We start from the raw sequence: 13,000 nt of genomic DNA, 5'->3' as shown, positions 1-13,000 counted from the left end.
TCATTCCAACGTCGCGGTGCGGAGAATGCCGTTGAGGCCCTCCTCGAACAGCAGGTCGTCGTCCCATTGGGCACCGTCGAGGTGGCCCGAGGCGTGGAGAGTCGGGTAGGCGGCGACGTGGGCGCGGGCTGCTGCTCTCGCGTCGGGGTCCGCGGTCTGGTGCCATGTGGCTTCGGTGAGCGCGGCGCCGATGACGTAGTTGGCCAGCGTTCGCGTGGCCACCGCCAGCTGGAGTCCGGAGCAGCCGCCGCGCACCAGCGCCGATTGCAGGAACTCGGTACGGGCCAGGACGTTGGGTCCGAGCATCGGGCGTCCGATCAGCCTCGGTGCCCAGGGGTGGCACAGCATTGCGGCGCGCCAGCCTCGGACGAGGACGCGGATGTCCTCCAGCCAGTTGTCGCTCACGTCCGGAATCGGTACGTCGCCGAAGATCCGGTCGACGGCCAGGTCCAGGACGTCGTCCTTCGTCCGCACGTGCCAGTACAACGCCGTCGCTGTCACGTCGAGTTGTTGGGCGAGGCTGCGCATCGTCAGACCTTCGACGCTGTGCTCGTCCAGCACTGTCACCGCGGTGTCCACGATGCGTTCGAGGGTGAGCGGTTGCTTGCGTCGTGGTCGCGAGGGCTCCGCACGTAGCCAGATGGGCGGTGAGCTCATGGGAGCCAACTCTAAGCCAGTGGACAGGTAACTTAACGTCGGTAAACTAGTGGAACGAGGGAAAGTTGGCCTTACGGTTGGTGAGGAGGGCAGCCCATGCCTCTGCTGCGAGTCCACCTGGACAGCGACCGGAGCACGTCCCGTCGCGTCCTCCAACTGCATCAGGAGGGCAAGATCCATCACGAGTCGCGGGAAGCCGCTCGCGACCAGGTGTGGCGTCGGGGCCACACCCCGGCCGGTGACCCGATCTTCGTCGGCATCACGAACGGCCGCCATGACGTGCAGCTGCTCTACGACGTCGAGGTCTACTCCGACACGGTTTCTTGAGCACCCGTCGAGCCGGCTCGCACTCGCCGGTCAGGGGTGAGGTCAGGTGTTCGTGTCGCCGAACTCGCGTACCCCGTCGACGTCCAGCGTGATCCGCCCGTTCTCGGTCCACTGACCGGTGGCGGCCAGCCAGCTCGGGTCGTCGCGTTCGTCGATGGTGCTCCAACTGTGCCGGTGGTGCCGTAGCTGGATCGGCCCTGTCGACTGGCCCGGCGCGAGCGTCCCACCGGTGAAGGTCAGCTCCACCCAACCGGGGACGGGCGTGCCCGGCGGGGGATTCGGCGGTGCCGGCGTCGACAGCGCGGACGGTGGCCCGCCCGGTGGGACGAAGAACTGCACGGCCTGGCGGATCCGGGCGCAGCCCAGCGCCGCCCAGTCGCAGTTCGGCACCAGCGAGGTGTTGCCGCCCTCGAAGCGCAGGTGGTAGCGCACCTGCACAGTGCTCAGGTCGAGCGGCCCGGTGCCCGTGTTGGTGACCCGCAGGAGGTACTGGATCTGGTTGTTCGTCGCGGACCAGTCAAGATTGAGGTAGCTGACCGTCGCGCGACCGCTGGCCGTGCGCACAGTGGTGGCGGCCGAGGAGTCGGAGTAGCCGCCGAGCGCGCGGGCGGCAACCGCGATCCGGTACGTCGTGCCGGGCGCCAGGTCCGTCAACGTGATCGTGGTGTCCTCTGTGGTGCCGAGCCAGCGGTACGTGTTGGGGCCCAGCGGCACCTGCACCTCGTAGTTGATGGGCTGCCCGGTGCCCTGCCCGTCGACCCAGGTGGACGGCGTCCAGGTGAGTGTGAGCTGGTGAGGTTCGTTGACCACCACCGTCGGGCTGCCGGGGGTGCTGATCGCCGGGCCGTCGTCGGCATGGGCGACGTTGACGGCGAGCAGGCTCGCCAGCGCGGCGACGGCTACGACGGCGATGGCGCGGCGAGGGGACATGAGGCGAATGCTAGGGCCGTACTCGCAGAACTGATAGTTAACAGTCAATATGTGGGCTCAGGTTCGCGGTCCTGGTCCGCTACGCGACGTAGTCAGTTTGGGGATAATGCCTGGTCAGGCAGCTACCTAACGTCAACCCGTCATCACGAACGGCCTTGATGTCGGCGGTACGACACCCGCTGATCGGGCCTCGGACGGGAGAAACATATGCGTACCCAGAAACAAGCCCGCGCTGTCGTACTCGTGCTGGGTCTCATCGTGGTCGCGGCGGTGGTCGCCCCGGCGAGCCCGGCGTCCGCCGCGGTCCCCGGCCTGGTGCGGATCGCCGCGACCAGCGTCAGCGACTCGGCCGACTTCCACAGCGCCACGGCGACCTGCCCGGCCGGCAAGGTGCTCACCGGCACCGGCTACGAATTGAACGGCGTCACCGGCGAAGGCGTCGTCGACGACCTGCGCCCCAACGGCGGCCCGGCCACCGCACCGACAGCCGTCACCGTCGGCGCGTACGAGACGGAGGCGTTCGCCGGGAACTGGTCAGTCACGGCGTACGCGATCTGCGCCAACCCGGTGCCCGGCCTGGTGCGGGTCTCCACGGTCGGCGCGAGCAGCTCGGCCGACTACCACTCCACCACGGCGACCTGCCCGGCCGGCAAGGTGCTGACCGGCACCGGCTACGAACTGAACGGCGTCACCGGTGAAGGGGTCGTCGACGACTTCCGCCCCAACGGTGGCGTGGCCGCCGTGCCGACCACCGTCACCGTGGGCGCGTACGAGTCGGACGCGACGACCCTCAACTGGTCGGTGACCGCGTACGCCATCTGCGCCAACCCGCTCCTCGGCCTGGTGCGGGCGTCCACGGTGGGGGCGAGCAACTCCCTCGACTTCCGCAGCGTCACGGCCACCTGCCCGGCCGGGAAGGTACTGACCGGTGCCGGCTACGAGCTGAACGGAGTGACCGGCGAGGGCATCGTGGACGACTTCCGCCCCAACGGCGGCCCCGCCACCGCGCCGACATCCGTCGCCTCCGGCGCGTACGAGGAGGACACCTTCGCGGGCAACTGGTCCGACACGGCGTACGCCATCTGCGCCACGGCGTAGCAACGCGCGATGCGTGTGGCCGCCCCGCGACCGCGTGGGGCGGCCACACCGTTGGAGGTATTAATCCTGCACACGAACGGACGCAGCGTTCGGCGGCCGCGTCGGGCCTGGTATGTGTGCGGATGGGAGTGGGAGGATGCCAGCCTTCCGGGCGTACGAGGAGAATTCAGCCCCGGTGCAGGGGAGCCGATGCTGCGTCTCTCCTAGGGCGTCGATGATTGCGCCGGCGTTGACCTCGGTGAGCCTGCCGGACCGGCATCTCTCCGCCAACAGCCAGATCGTGCCGTGCACCTCAAGACCGTATCGGCGACCGACCTTGGTTGCCGTGCGGTCGTCGGTGACGGCCGTGCCCCGGTAGATTTCCGCCGCTGCGAACACGGACGCCTCGCCCAGGTCCCGTCTGCCAGCGCCAATCCGACGAACCCAGGCGGCGAAGCAACTGAGCTCGGTGATCGTGTCGAGCGGGATGACGTTGACCCAGTCAAGTTCCAGTGCCGCGGTCAGAGCGCGCTCCCGCTCCGAGTTCGTGCGAAGCTCGTCCAGCACCACAGCCGTCGTCGCCACGCGCTGTCCCGCAACCAGGTCGGCCAGCACATCGAGCCGGTCAGCCAGGGTGAAGTGGTGAAGCACTGTCGTGTCGAAGACGAGAAGCGCGTCGTGAGCTGTGGCAGTCACGGTGCGAGATCTGTCTCGTCGCGTGTTGGTAGGTCGTCCAGGCCGATCTGGCCATGGAGCAGTTCGACAGCGCGGGCATCCGATATGAGATAGCGGCGCCATGACTCCATGACCGCGTGCGAATAACCCGGCGGTACGCGAATCGCGTCCAGGTCGGGTTGCGGCGCCCAGCCCACCGCATCCATGATCTCCGCCCGGGTTGGCGTGGTTCGGTACCAGCGGACCGACGACACGTCGAGCCAGCCAGCACGCTCAGCCTGGCGTACCGCAAGCGACCACGACGTGCGGTAGCGCGCCGTGAGGCGGATCAGTTCTTCCCGAGACGCCGGGCGGCCGATGACGTCGTTGAACGCGGCGACCGGGAGGAGTAACTCGGCGGCAAAAGCGTTGATCAGGCTTTCCCGATCCGCGCGGGACACGTGTACCGCCAGATCGCTGGAATATTCGTCGCCCAACACCATGTGGCCCAGCTCGTGCGCGGCGGTGGCTCGCCGTCGGCCGGGGTCTCCCTCGACGCTGACGACCGACACCGCCAGGTCACCGTCCACCATCGACGCGCCTTCGCCTGGCAGGTCGCTGATCAGGACGTACTGGCCGCTGCGCTCGCAGAACTCCATCAGAGTGTCGATCGGCTCGGTGCCGATGCCCCGCCCGTCGCGCAACCAGCGCGCAGCAGCGCGGGCGTCATCGTCGGAGGTAACAGCGCCTTGGTAGCGGACAGGAGAAACGAGAGTGAGCGTGCCGATGTCCAGGAGTTGGCGGACGTCCCTGAGCCATGAGGCAAGCGCGATCTCCAGGCGTTGAGAACGTCTTGCCGCGTCTGTGTCGTTGTCCTCGGCGATGACCTCCGCGCGGTGCGAGATCACTGCTGGTCGGCGGTGCAGCAGATGATCGATGGGTACGTCGAGCGCCGTCGCGAGCCGGATCAGTTCCAGCGCATCCACGCGTCGAACACCTGACTCGATCTTTGCGATCATCGTGCGATCGAGGCCGAGTTGCGCCCCCAGCTCGGCCTGAGAAAGTCCAGCCCCGAGCCGCGTCTGGCGTACCTGCTCGCCGACTGTCGTCCAGTCGCCGGTTTCGGTCATGGTGCGATAATCGCACGCTCTCCTGCCGTACGTCTCGACCAGAGCGGATCGGCATGACGAATTCGATGATTGGTTTCTGCTCGTCGATACCCCGACATGGCGGTACCGGGGCAGTCGCGGAAAGCCCTCGGCCATAACGTCCGGACGAAGGACGCGATACGAGGGGAGCTGACCATGCGCGGAGCGGCGGTGGGTGAGCAGTGTCCGGTGATCGTCAACGTCGACCGGTGGCGGGCGGGGCTCCCACCGGACGCGTGGCCCGACATGCTCCCGGTGAGCGGCGAGATGTGGCGGCGGGACGTCTTCGCTGTCGCCGACGCCCACCGGGCCGGCGATGCGAGTCCACGGCAACTGCTGGCCGCCGTCCTGGCCTGGGCTTACGGGCCCATCGGGTACGGCCCGTGGCGTGCGACCAGGTCGCTGCACGCCGATCCGGACGGAAAGCGCCTGGCGTACGCGCTGGAGGAGATGTCGGCACCCGACGAGGCCCAGCTGCGGTCGGCGTACCGCCGCTTCCTCGACCCCGACCAGGCGCGGCTGCCGTGGTTGGGGCCGGGCCTGTTCACGAAGGTGCTCTACTTCGCCGGCTACCGGCGTGGTGTGGCTGGCGTCCAGCCGTTGATCCTGGACCGCGTGGTGGCCGGCGGGCTGCCCGCCGAGGCCGGGGTCGCCCGTCGGAGCGGGTGGTCGTGCGAGGAGTGGCTGGCCTACCTACGGTGGGCGGCGGAGCAGGCACAGGTCAGAGGGGTCGAGCCGGATGCGGTGGAGATGGCGCTACCGCGCGGCGCGTAGCCGGGTGTCGAGCGCGTCGAGGTCGGGGACGAACCAGATCTGCCCGCCCTGATTGGCCTCGTGCACCAGGGCGCGGAGCGCCGAGCTCTCCGCGAGGTGCGCCGAGATGTCACCGACGACGGCCAGGCGCAACCGGTAGTTGACGAACTTCTGCATGACCTCGCCGGCGAAGCGGGTGTCGAGCGAGAAGAAGCGTGGGTCGAGTCGGCTGGCGGGCACGGCCACCACCTGGGCCCCGAGGAACGCCGCGCCGACCAGGTCCAGCGCGTCCTGCTCGGTGACCACCGGCGGGCCGGCCGGGTCGCAGACCAGCACCGGCACTCCGGCGCGTTGCTGGATCTCGTCAGGCATCGGGGCCCTCCCGGTCGAGCAGGCCGTTGTCGGCGTTGAGGACGGCGTCGAGCAGGTGCAGCAGTTCGGCGGTAGCGGCCGGATCACCCAGGATGATGATCTTCAGGCGGTGACGTTCCTCGTCGTGCACGGTCTGCACCCGCAGCGGGTGGGCCCGGTCGTGACCGGTGTTGGCGCCAGCGAGCACGAGCGTGCCGAGCCGGTCGGCGGCGGCCCGGTCGACGCCGTCGACCTGCACGATGCTCGACACCTCAGCGTGCCCGCTCACGTGGGTGGCGGCCGGAGCCTGACCGGTGAGCGCGTCCAGATCGCCGGCGGTGATCCGGTACTGCTTGCCGATCCGCACCGCCCGCAACCGGCCGGAGCGGATGTAGCCCCGCACGGTGCGCACGTGCAGCCCCAGCCGGTCGGCGACCTGCTCCACCGAATACATGTCTTCCCTCATCACTCCCTAATCTACCCTCAACAGGTCGGTGAGGTAACAATGCGGCCTGATTCGTTTACGGCATCAGCTCCAAAGGACCCCCGACCCGGGTGCCTTACCTGCGGCTGCTCGGATAACCCGCCCGCCTTGTCGGAGGGTTCCAGTACCGTCTGGAAACCATGGACGCGCGGCGCGGCGACGCGATCATCGGGCGGGACCACCCCGTGGGTCTGCTGCGCGCCGAGATGGACCGGGCGACCACCAGCCACGGCGGCCTCGTCCTGGTCACCGGTGAGCCGGGCATCGGCAAGACGACACTCGTCACGGCGGCGGCACGAGAGGCTCGGCAGCGCGGCGCGCTGGTGCTCGGCGCGGCCTGCTGGGATTCCGACAGCGCCCCCGGCTACTGGCCGTGGGTGCAGGTGCTTCGCGGCCTGCGGCGCTCCGCCGACGACTGGGCGGTGGCCCGCCCCACGGCCGACCCAGCTCTCGCGGCCCTGCTCGGCGAGGCCGACACCACCGGCGAGCAGGCCGGCCGCACTGCCAGTTGGGCCGGCGTCGACACCGGCGGAGACGCCGCCGACCGCGAGGCGTTCGCGTTGTTCGACGCGGTGACCGCCGCGCTGGTCGCCGTCTCCGAGCACCGACCGGTCATGGTGGTCCTCGACGACCTGCACTGGGCCGACCCGGCCTCACTACGGCTGCTGAGCTTCGCCGCCCAGCACACCTGGTTCGAACGGTTACTGCTGATCGGCACCTACCGGGACGCCGAGGTCGAGTCGGGCGAGCACCCGCTGCGCCCCCTGCTGATGCCACTCGTCGCGAAGGCCACCAGCATCACCCTCACCGGCCTCTCCCGCGACGAGGTCGCCGCGTTGATGGCACGGACCGCCGGGCGGCAACCCGACGCCGGTCTCGTCGACGAGGTGCACCGCCGCACCGGTGGCAACCCGTTCTTCATCGAGCAGACCGCGCGACTGTGGCACGCCGACGACGCGGCCGGCACCATCGCCCCCGGCGTACGGGAAGCGGTGCGACGACGCCTGGCCCAACTGCCTCCGGCCGTGGTCGAGGCGCTCACCGTCGCCGCCGTGCTCGGGCGTGAACTGCACCGTCAGGTCCTGGCGGCCTGCGTGGCGGCCCCGGCGGCACAGGTCGACCGGTTGCTCGACCGGGCGGTGACGGCGCGGCTGATGGTCGCCGGGGGCGGCGGCCGGTTCGCCTTCGCCCACGACCTGGTCCGCGAAACCCTCTACGACGGGTTGTCCGACGACGACCGGCAGGCCCGGCACGCCGCGGTCGTCCGGGCGGTCGACCACCTGCGGGAGCTCAGTGACCAGTTGGTCCCCGCCGACCTGGCCCGCCACGCCTACCTGGCCGGCCACGCGCTCGACCGGGCCCGGGCGGCCACGTTGCTGGTCGCCGCCGGCCGGGACGCGTTCATCCGGCTGGCCGCCGACGAGGCGGCGGTGCACTTCCGTCGGGCGCTGGAGGTGGTCGAAGACCCGGTGCAGCGAGTGCGGATCCTCGTCGAGTTCGGCGAGGCGCAATACCATCACGCCGGCCGGGACGAGGCCACCAAACTGCTCACCGAGGCGGGTGCGCTGGCCCGCACACTCGACGATCCGGTCCTGCTGGCACGGGTCGCCCTCATCGTGAACCGCGCCCGGCAGGTGGAGACCGTCCACTCGGTCGAGGCCGCCGAGTTGGTCCGCGAGGCGTACCGGCGGCTGATCGGCGAACCGGCCGCCGACGCGTCGGTCGGCACGCTGGTCGCCGACCTGATCACCGCCACCGAGACCATCGCCCGTCGAGGGCAGGACGACGAGGCGCTCACCTTCAGCCTCTGGGCCCGCCACGACACCACCTGGGGCCTCGGCACCGCGACGGCCCGCGTCGCACTGACCGCCGAGATCCGGGACGTGGCCCGCCGCACGGGAGACCGGGAAACCGAGCTGTGGGCCACCGCACTGCGCTGGGTGGCGCTGCTGGAGTTGGGCGACCCGCGCTTCAACGAGGAGTTCACGACCTTCGTCGGCGCGGACCGGCAGGGCGACGACCGCAGCCGACACCAGATGGCAGCAGCCGTCGACAGCGGGATCATCGCCGCCTTCCGGGGCGACTTCGCCGAGGCCGACGCGCGGTACGCCGACATCATCGACGTCACCGACCCGAGCCACGCCGAGTTCGGCTTCATGGGCCACCACCTGCGCTGGTCCCGGCTGCTGCTCCAGGGTCGGTGCGCGGAAGCCGACACCCTGCTGGACGGACTGGCCCCGGTCGACTACCCCTACCAGGAGTTGCTGCGGGCGATCACCGCCGCCGAGCGGGGCGACGGCGAGACGGCGACCCGGTTGACCGCCGGCATCGAAGCCGCCGCCATCCGGTACCCGCGTCCGGTGTCGCCGCTCTGGCTGCGGTTACGCGCGCAGGTAGCGGCCGCGTCCGCCGACCCGCAGCGCTGCGACGCGGCGCGAGCCGCGCTCGCCCCGCATCGTGGCGAATGGATGGTCGGGCTCTTCGGCTGTGACATCAGCGGCCCCGTCGACCACTGGTTGGCGCTCGTCGACTGCGCGCAGGAACGGTGGGACGACGCCATCGCCGGCTTCACGGCCGCCATTACCTCCGCCGAGCGGCTGGGCTCCCGCCCCTGGTCGCTCATCGCCCGCGCCGGGCTGGTGAACGCTCTGGCCGGCCGAGGCCACCCGGGCGACGCCGCGGCGGCCGCCGCGCTGCACGCGACCACCGCGTCGGAGGCGACCGCCCTCGGTATGACGCAGGTGCTCCACCAGCTTCCCGGCAGCGCGGGAACCGTCGTGGACGTGGCCGAGTCCGGGCACACCGTCACGGCCGGTCAGGCTGTCGGGCTGGCCGAAGCCGTCGGCGCAGGTCAGGCCGTCGGGGCAGGCCAGGCCGGTGCGTCGGTCCAGGTCGCACCGGCCATCGAGGGGTACGAGTTTCGGCGCGACGGGCCGGTCTGGCAACTCGCGTACGCGGGTGTCGTGGTGCACCTGCCCGACGCCAAGGGCCTGCACGACCTGCACCTGCTGCTGAGTCGACCGGGCAGCGACGTACCCGCCGTGGAGCTGCTGGATCCGGCCGCCGGGCCGGAGTTGGTAGCGGCCCGTCAGTTGGGTGCCGACCCGGTCCTCGACGACGAGGCGAAGGCCCGCTACCGACGGCACCTGGCCCGCCTCGACGAGGAGATCGACCGGGCCGCCGCGCGCGACGACGACCGGAAGGTGGCCGCGCTGGACGCGGAGCGGGGCGCGTTGCTCGACGAGCTGCGGGCGGCTGCGGGGTTGGCCGGTCGGAGCCGCCGGCTGGGCGACGAGGCCGAGCGGGCCCGCAAGACGGTGACCGCCCGGATCCGGGACACACTGCGCAAGCTCGACGGGCGGCACCCAGCCCTCGCCGGCCACCTGCGCGACTCCGTCTCGACCGGCAGCACGTGCCGCTACCTGCCGCCCGAGCCGCTGCGCTGGCGGCTCTGACACGACGACGGGCGCCGCCGCAGCCCTGGCGACGCCCGTCGTTTCGATCACTGTCAGCGGCGGTTGTACCGGTACATGGTCAGGGTGCCGAAGACGAGCAGGAAGCCGGCGCTCCACACCAGCAACCACATGGTCGCCGACGGGTCCGAATCGCCGCTCATCGCCCCGCGGATCGCCGCGACCAACTGCGTCACCGGGTTGACCTTCACGAACGCCTGGAGCCAGCCGGGCATGGTGCTCGGGTCGACGAAGACGTTGCTGAGGAACGTCAGCGGGAACAGCACCATCATGCTGACCCCCATCACCGACTTCTCGCTGCGCAGGATCAGCCCGAAGAAGGTCCACACCCAGGAGAACGCGAACGAGAAGACCACCAGCAGGCCGATCCCGGCGGCGACGCCGACCACACCGCCGTGCGGGCGGAAACCGAGCACCAGCCCCAGGCCCAGGATCACCAGGGCGGCGAGGACGTAGCGCAGCACGTCGCCGAAGATCATGCCGACCAGGGCGGACGGACGCCAGACGGGCAGCGTCCGGAACCTGTCGAAGATGCCCTTCTCGATGTCGGTGTTCAGGCCGATACCGGTGTACATGGTGATCATCACGACGCTGGTCACCATGATGCCGGGCAGGAAGAACTGCAGGTATTCGCGCGGGCTGCCGGCGAGTGCGCCACCGAACAGGTACGTGAACATCAGCACCATGATGATCGGGAACGCGGTCACGTCGAAGAGCTGCTCCGGCACGTGCTTGATCTTCAGCATGGCGCGCCAACCGAAGGTGAGCGACGCGCCCAACGCGCTGGGCCGGGGCGGTCGGGCACCGGGCGCGAGCACCGTCGCCAGCGCCTCGGCGGACGGGACGTAGACGGACGGCGCCCGTTCGGTGGCGGTAGTGGTGGTGGTGTCGCTCATCGGGCTGCCTCCAGCTCGTCGTCGCGGTCGTCGGTCGGCACGGCGGGATGGTCGGTCAGGGCCAGGAAGACCTCGTCCAGGCTCGGCTGGCCGAGCGAGAAGTTGTCCACGACGATGCCGGCGCGGGCCAGGTCGCTCAGCACCCGGGCGGCCTGGGCGCTGGCGTCGAGGTCGGTGCCGGCCTCACCGACGCGGGCCGTCAACGCCACCGGGTCGGCGGCGAGCTGCACCGGCACGTCGAGCGCCTCCCGGAGCACCCGCTCCGCCTCGGGGCGCTGCCCGGGATCGCGCAGTCGCAGGTGGACGGTGCCCGAGCCGATTGACGACTTCAACTCGCCCGGGGTGCCCTCCGCGATCACCCGGCCGTGGTCGACGACCGCGATGCGCCCGGCGAGCTGGTCGGCCTCGTCCAGGTACTGGGTGGTCAGCAGGACCGTCGTGCCGTGCGACACCACCGCCCGGACGATCTCCCACACCTGGTTGCGGCTGCGCGGGTCGAGGCCGGTCGTCGGCTCGTCGAGGAACAGCAGGTCGGGGGTGTTGAGGATGCTCGCGGCGATGTCGATGCGCCGCCGCATCCCACCTGAGTACTTCTTCACCTGGCGGTCGCTCGCGTCGGTCAGACCGAACGCGGCGAGCAGGGCCGCCACGCGTTCCCGGGCGGCCGGCTTGCGCAGGCCGAGTAGGCGGGCGAGGAGAACCAGGTTCTCCGTGCCGGTCAGGTCCTCGTCGACCGAGGCGTACTGGCCGGTGAGGCTGACCCGCGAGCGGACCTTGTCGGCCTCGGTGACCACGTTGTGGCCGAAGACCCGGGCCGACCCGCCGTCGGGACGTAGCAACGTCGCGAGGACCCGGACCGCTGTGGTCTTGCCCGCCCCGTTCGGCCCGAGCAGACCGTAGACGGTGCCGGCGGGCACCTGTAGGTCGATCCCGGCCAGCGCCCGGATGTCCCCGAACGAGCGGGTCAACCCCTCGGCCTCGATGGCCAGTCCGGTGGTGCGTTTACTCATGATTCTTACCTTCCGTCGGACGTGTTCAGGAGACGTAGGGCCGAGCCGCCCGGCCGTCGCGCAGGGCCAGACCCCACCAGCGGAGCTGGTCGAGCAGGACGCTGGCGTCGCGGCGCAGCTCGTCGGTGCACTGCGGGGTCGGCTCTCCGGCGAGCAGGTCGATCCCGACGACGTCGCGCACCGTCATCGCGTGCAGCGCGGTGAAGACAGTGCGCAACTGGTCGACGGCGTGCAGGCCGGTGGACCGACAGCCGTACGACACGAAGCCGACCGGTTTCGCCTGCCACTCGTCGTACGCGTAGTCGATTGCCTGCTTCAAGGGTGCCGGAAAACTGTGGTTGTACTCGGGGGTGACCACGACGAACGCGTCCGCCCGGCCCACCTCGCTGACGAACGCCCGGATGGACGCTGTCGGTTCGGTGGGATAGCTGGCCGGGAAGTCGTAGTCGGTCAGGTCAACGACAGTGACCGCCAGGTCGTCGTGCCGCGCGGCCTGGTCGACGAACCAACCGGCGACCCGGTCGCCGGCCCGCCCCTCCCGGGTGCTGCCGACGATCACGGCGATCCGTAACTGTGTCATCGCCACCCCCTTCCACTCTGAAGGCGCGAGGTGACGGCCAGCCGCCCGCTAGATCCGATCTAGCGGGCGGCGTTTCGGAGCGGGATGTCGTACGGGTCGGCTTGACTGGTGCCGACGAACAGGGGATCGGAATGGCACAGGCACACCTCGAACCGTGGCACGAGCGCGACCTCGACCTGCTGCGACAGCTCAACTCGCCGGAGACGCGCAAGCACACCGGCGGTCCGGAGACCGACGAGCAGGTGCTCGCCCGGCACGACCGGTACGTGCACTTCGCCGACACCGGGCAGGGCTGCATGTTCACTGTGGTGCTGCCGGACGGCGCGCGGGCCGGCAGCGTCGGCTACTGGGCCCGCGAGTGGCGCGAGCACCAGGTGTACGAGTTGGGCTGGGCGGTGCTGCCCGCGTACCGGGGAAAGGGCCTGGCCACCGTCGCGGTGCTCGCGGCCCTCGACGTGGCCCGCGCGCGACGGGACCGGCGCTTCGCGCACGCCTATCCGTCGGTCGACAATCCCGCCTCCAACGCGGTCTGCCGAAAGGCCGGGTTCACGCTGTTGGGCGAGACGGGGTTCGAATACCCGCCGGGGCAGATGATGCGGGCCAACGACTGGCAGCTCGACCTGGCCGCCCCGCCGTCCGGGAGCTGAGGTTGGCGGGGCG

Annotated in this window: 14 protein-coding genes; 5 read left to right on the top strand and 9 right to left on the bottom strand. The window is 70.4% G+C overall.

Going from position 1 to position 13,000, the window contains the following annotated elements:
- The gene (locus O3438_RS17400; protein ID WP_269680955.1) at positions 1 to 657 is read right to left on the bottom strand and encodes a TetR/AcrR family transcriptional regulator; all 657 of its coding nucleotides are present in this window, start codon (positions 655 to 657) and stop codon (positions 1 to 3) included.
- 96 nt (positions 658 to 753) lie between these two features.
- Here O3438_RS17400 and O3438_RS17395 point away from each other — a divergent pair, with 96 nt between their 5' ends.
- Complete coding sequence (locus O3438_RS17395) at positions 754 to 984, top strand: hypothetical protein (protein ID WP_269680954.1); 231 nt, start codon at positions 754 to 756, stop codon at positions 982 to 984.
- A 42-nt stretch (positions 985 to 1,026) separates the two neighbouring features.
- Here O3438_RS17395 and O3438_RS17390 read toward each other — a convergent pair whose 3' ends face one another.
- Positions 1,027 to 1,914 carry a fibronectin type III domain-containing protein gene (locus tag O3438_RS17390; protein WP_269680953.1) on the bottom strand — a complete coding sequence of 296 codons (888 nt, stop codon included), beginning with the start codon at positions 1,912 to 1,914 and terminating at the stop codon, positions 1,027 to 1,029.
- 207 nt (positions 1,915 to 2,121) lie between these two features.
- On the opposite strand from O3438_RS17390, the gene O3438_RS17385 reads away from it, so the two are divergent.
- On the top strand, positions 2,122 to 3,012 hold the full coding sequence (locus O3438_RS17385; protein ID WP_269680952.1) for a hypothetical protein: 891 nt from the start codon (positions 2,122 to 2,124) through the stop codon (positions 3,010 to 3,012).
- A 60-nt stretch (positions 3,013 to 3,072) separates the two neighbouring features.
- On the opposite strand, the gene O3438_RS17380 is transcribed toward O3438_RS17385, so the two are convergent.
- Entirely contained in the window at positions 3,073 to 3,687 is a 615-nt protein-coding gene (locus O3438_RS17380; RefSeq protein ID WP_269680951.1) for a hypothetical protein, read from the bottom strand.
- Positions 3,684 to 4,775 (bottom strand): helix-turn-helix domain-containing protein, encoded by a 1,092-nt coding sequence (locus tag O3438_RS17375; RefSeq protein ID WP_269680950.1) that lies wholly within the window; start codon positions 4,773 to 4,775, stop codon positions 3,684 to 3,686. The genes O3438_RS17380 and O3438_RS17375 overlap by 4 nt, the downstream gene beginning before the upstream one ends.
- A gap of 174 nt (positions 4,776 to 4,949) precedes the next feature.
- Between O3438_RS17375 and O3438_RS17370 the strand changes: the two genes are divergently transcribed.
- Entirely contained in the window at positions 4,950 to 5,567 is a 618-nt protein-coding gene (locus O3438_RS17370; protein WP_269680949.1) for an 8-oxoguanine DNA glycosylase OGG fold protein, read from the top strand.
- On the opposite strand, the gene O3438_RS17365 is transcribed toward O3438_RS17370, so the two are convergent.
- Together O3438_RS17365 and O3438_RS17360 are read right to left on the bottom strand one after the other, a co-directional pair.
- The gene (locus tag O3438_RS17365; protein ID WP_269680948.1) at positions 5,550 to 5,918 is read right to left on the bottom strand and encodes a DUF4180 domain-containing protein; all 369 of its coding nucleotides are present in this window, start codon (positions 5,916 to 5,918) and stop codon (positions 5,550 to 5,552) included. The genes O3438_RS17370 and O3438_RS17365 overlap by 18 nt on opposite strands.
- Positions 5,911 to 6,363, bottom strand: a complete 453-nt coding sequence (locus tag O3438_RS17360) for a helix-turn-helix domain-containing protein (protein WP_269680947.1) — start codon at positions 6,361 to 6,363, stop codon at positions 5,911 to 5,913. Before O3438_RS17360 ends, O3438_RS17365 begins: the two co-directional genes overlap by 8 nt.
- A gap of 158 nt (positions 6,364 to 6,521) precedes the next feature.
- Between O3438_RS17360 and O3438_RS17355 the strand changes: the two genes are divergently transcribed.
- On the top strand, positions 6,522 to 9,836 hold the full coding sequence (locus O3438_RS17355; protein WP_269680946.1) for an ATP-binding protein: 3,315 nt from the start codon (positions 6,522 to 6,524) through the stop codon (positions 9,834 to 9,836).
- A gap of 53 nt (positions 9,837 to 9,889) precedes the next feature.
- Here the strand turns inward: O3438_RS17355 and O3438_RS17350 are convergent, their stop codons facing one another.
- The 3 genes from O3438_RS17350 to O3438_RS17340 are packed head-to-tail and all read right to left on the bottom strand — an operon-like array spanning position 9,890 to position 12,340.
- The gene (locus tag O3438_RS17350) at positions 9,890 to 10,750 is read right to left on the bottom strand and encodes an ABC transporter permease (RefSeq protein WP_269680945.1); all 861 of its coding nucleotides are present in this window, start codon (positions 10,748 to 10,750) and stop codon (positions 9,890 to 9,892) included.
- Positions 10,747 to 11,760, bottom strand: coding sequence for an ATP-binding cassette domain-containing protein (locus O3438_RS17345; protein WP_269680944.1), 1,014 nt, complete (start codon positions 11,758 to 11,760; stop codon positions 10,747 to 10,749). The genes O3438_RS17350 and O3438_RS17345 overlap by 4 nt, the downstream gene beginning before the upstream one ends.
- Before the next feature lie 25 nt (positions 11,761 to 11,785).
- Positions 11,786 to 12,340 carry an NADPH-dependent FMN reductase gene (locus O3438_RS17340; RefSeq protein WP_269680943.1) on the bottom strand — a complete coding sequence of 185 codons (555 nt, stop codon included), beginning with the start codon at positions 12,338 to 12,340 and terminating at the stop codon, positions 11,786 to 11,788.
- 131 nt (positions 12,341 to 12,471) lie between these two features.
- Between O3438_RS17340 and O3438_RS17335 the strand changes: the two genes are divergently transcribed.
- Positions 12,472 to 12,987 carry a GNAT family N-acetyltransferase gene (locus O3438_RS17335; protein WP_269680942.1) on the top strand — a complete coding sequence of 172 codons (516 nt, stop codon included), beginning with the start codon at positions 12,472 to 12,474 and terminating at the stop codon, positions 12,985 to 12,987.
- Positions 12,988 to 13,000 lie beyond the last annotated feature (13 nt).

It is taken from the genome of Micromonospora sp. WMMC250, assembly GCF_027460215.1.
GTDB lineage: Bacteria > Actinomycetota > Actinomycetes > Mycobacteriales > Micromonosporaceae > Micromonospora > Micromonospora taraxaci.
Note: the sequence above shows the minus strand (reverse complement) of the source record. Positions and strands in the feature narration are given on the sequence as shown.

Excerpts from the sequence above, each read along its gene's own strand:
- O3438_RS17340 (WP_269680943.1), bottom strand. The coding sequence starts at position 12,340 with ATGACACAGTTACGGATCGCCGTGATCGTCGGCAGCACCCGGGAGGGG.
- O3438_RS17335 (WP_269680942.1), top strand. The coding sequence starts at position 12,472 with ATGGCACAGGCACACCTCGAACCGTGGCACGAGCGCGACCTCGACCTG.
- O3438_RS17375 (WP_269680950.1), bottom strand. The coding sequence starts at position 4,775 with ATGACCGAAACCGGCGACTGGACGACAGTCGGCGAGCAGGTACGCCAG.
- O3438_RS17360 (WP_269680947.1), bottom strand. The coding sequence starts at position 6,363 with ATGAGGGAAGACATGTATTCGGTGGAGCAGGTCGCCGACCGGCTGGGG.
- O3438_RS17345 (WP_269680944.1), bottom strand. The coding sequence starts at position 11,760 with ATGAGTAAACGCACCACCGGACTGGCCATCGAGGCCGAGGGGTTGACC.
- O3438_RS17400 (WP_269680955.1), bottom strand. The coding sequence starts at position 657 with ATGAGCTCACCGCCCATCTGGCTACGTGCGGAGCCCTCGCGACCACGA.
- O3438_RS17390 (WP_269680953.1), bottom strand. The coding sequence starts at position 1,914 with ATGTCCCCTCGCCGCGCCATCGCCGTCGTAGCCGTCGCCGCGCTGGCG.
- O3438_RS17370 (WP_269680949.1), top strand. The coding sequence starts at position 4,950 with ATGCGCGGAGCGGCGGTGGGTGAGCAGTGTCCGGTGATCGTCAACGTC.
- O3438_RS17355 (WP_269680946.1), top strand. The coding sequence starts at position 6,522 with ATGGACGCGCGGCGCGGCGACGCGATCATCGGGCGGGACCACCCCGTG.
- O3438_RS17365 (WP_269680948.1), bottom strand. The coding sequence starts at position 5,918 with ATGCCTGACGAGATCCAGCAACGCGCCGGAGTGCCGGTGCTGGTCTGC.
- O3438_RS17350 (WP_269680945.1), bottom strand. The coding sequence starts at position 10,750 with ATGAGCGACACCACCACCACTACCGCCACCGAACGGGCGCCGTCCGTC.
- O3438_RS17395 (WP_269680954.1), top strand. The coding sequence starts at position 754 with ATGCCTCTGCTGCGAGTCCACCTGGACAGCGACCGGAGCACGTCCCGT.
- O3438_RS17385 (WP_269680952.1), top strand. The coding sequence starts at position 2,122 with ATGCGTACCCAGAAACAAGCCCGCGCTGTCGTACTCGTGCTGGGTCTC.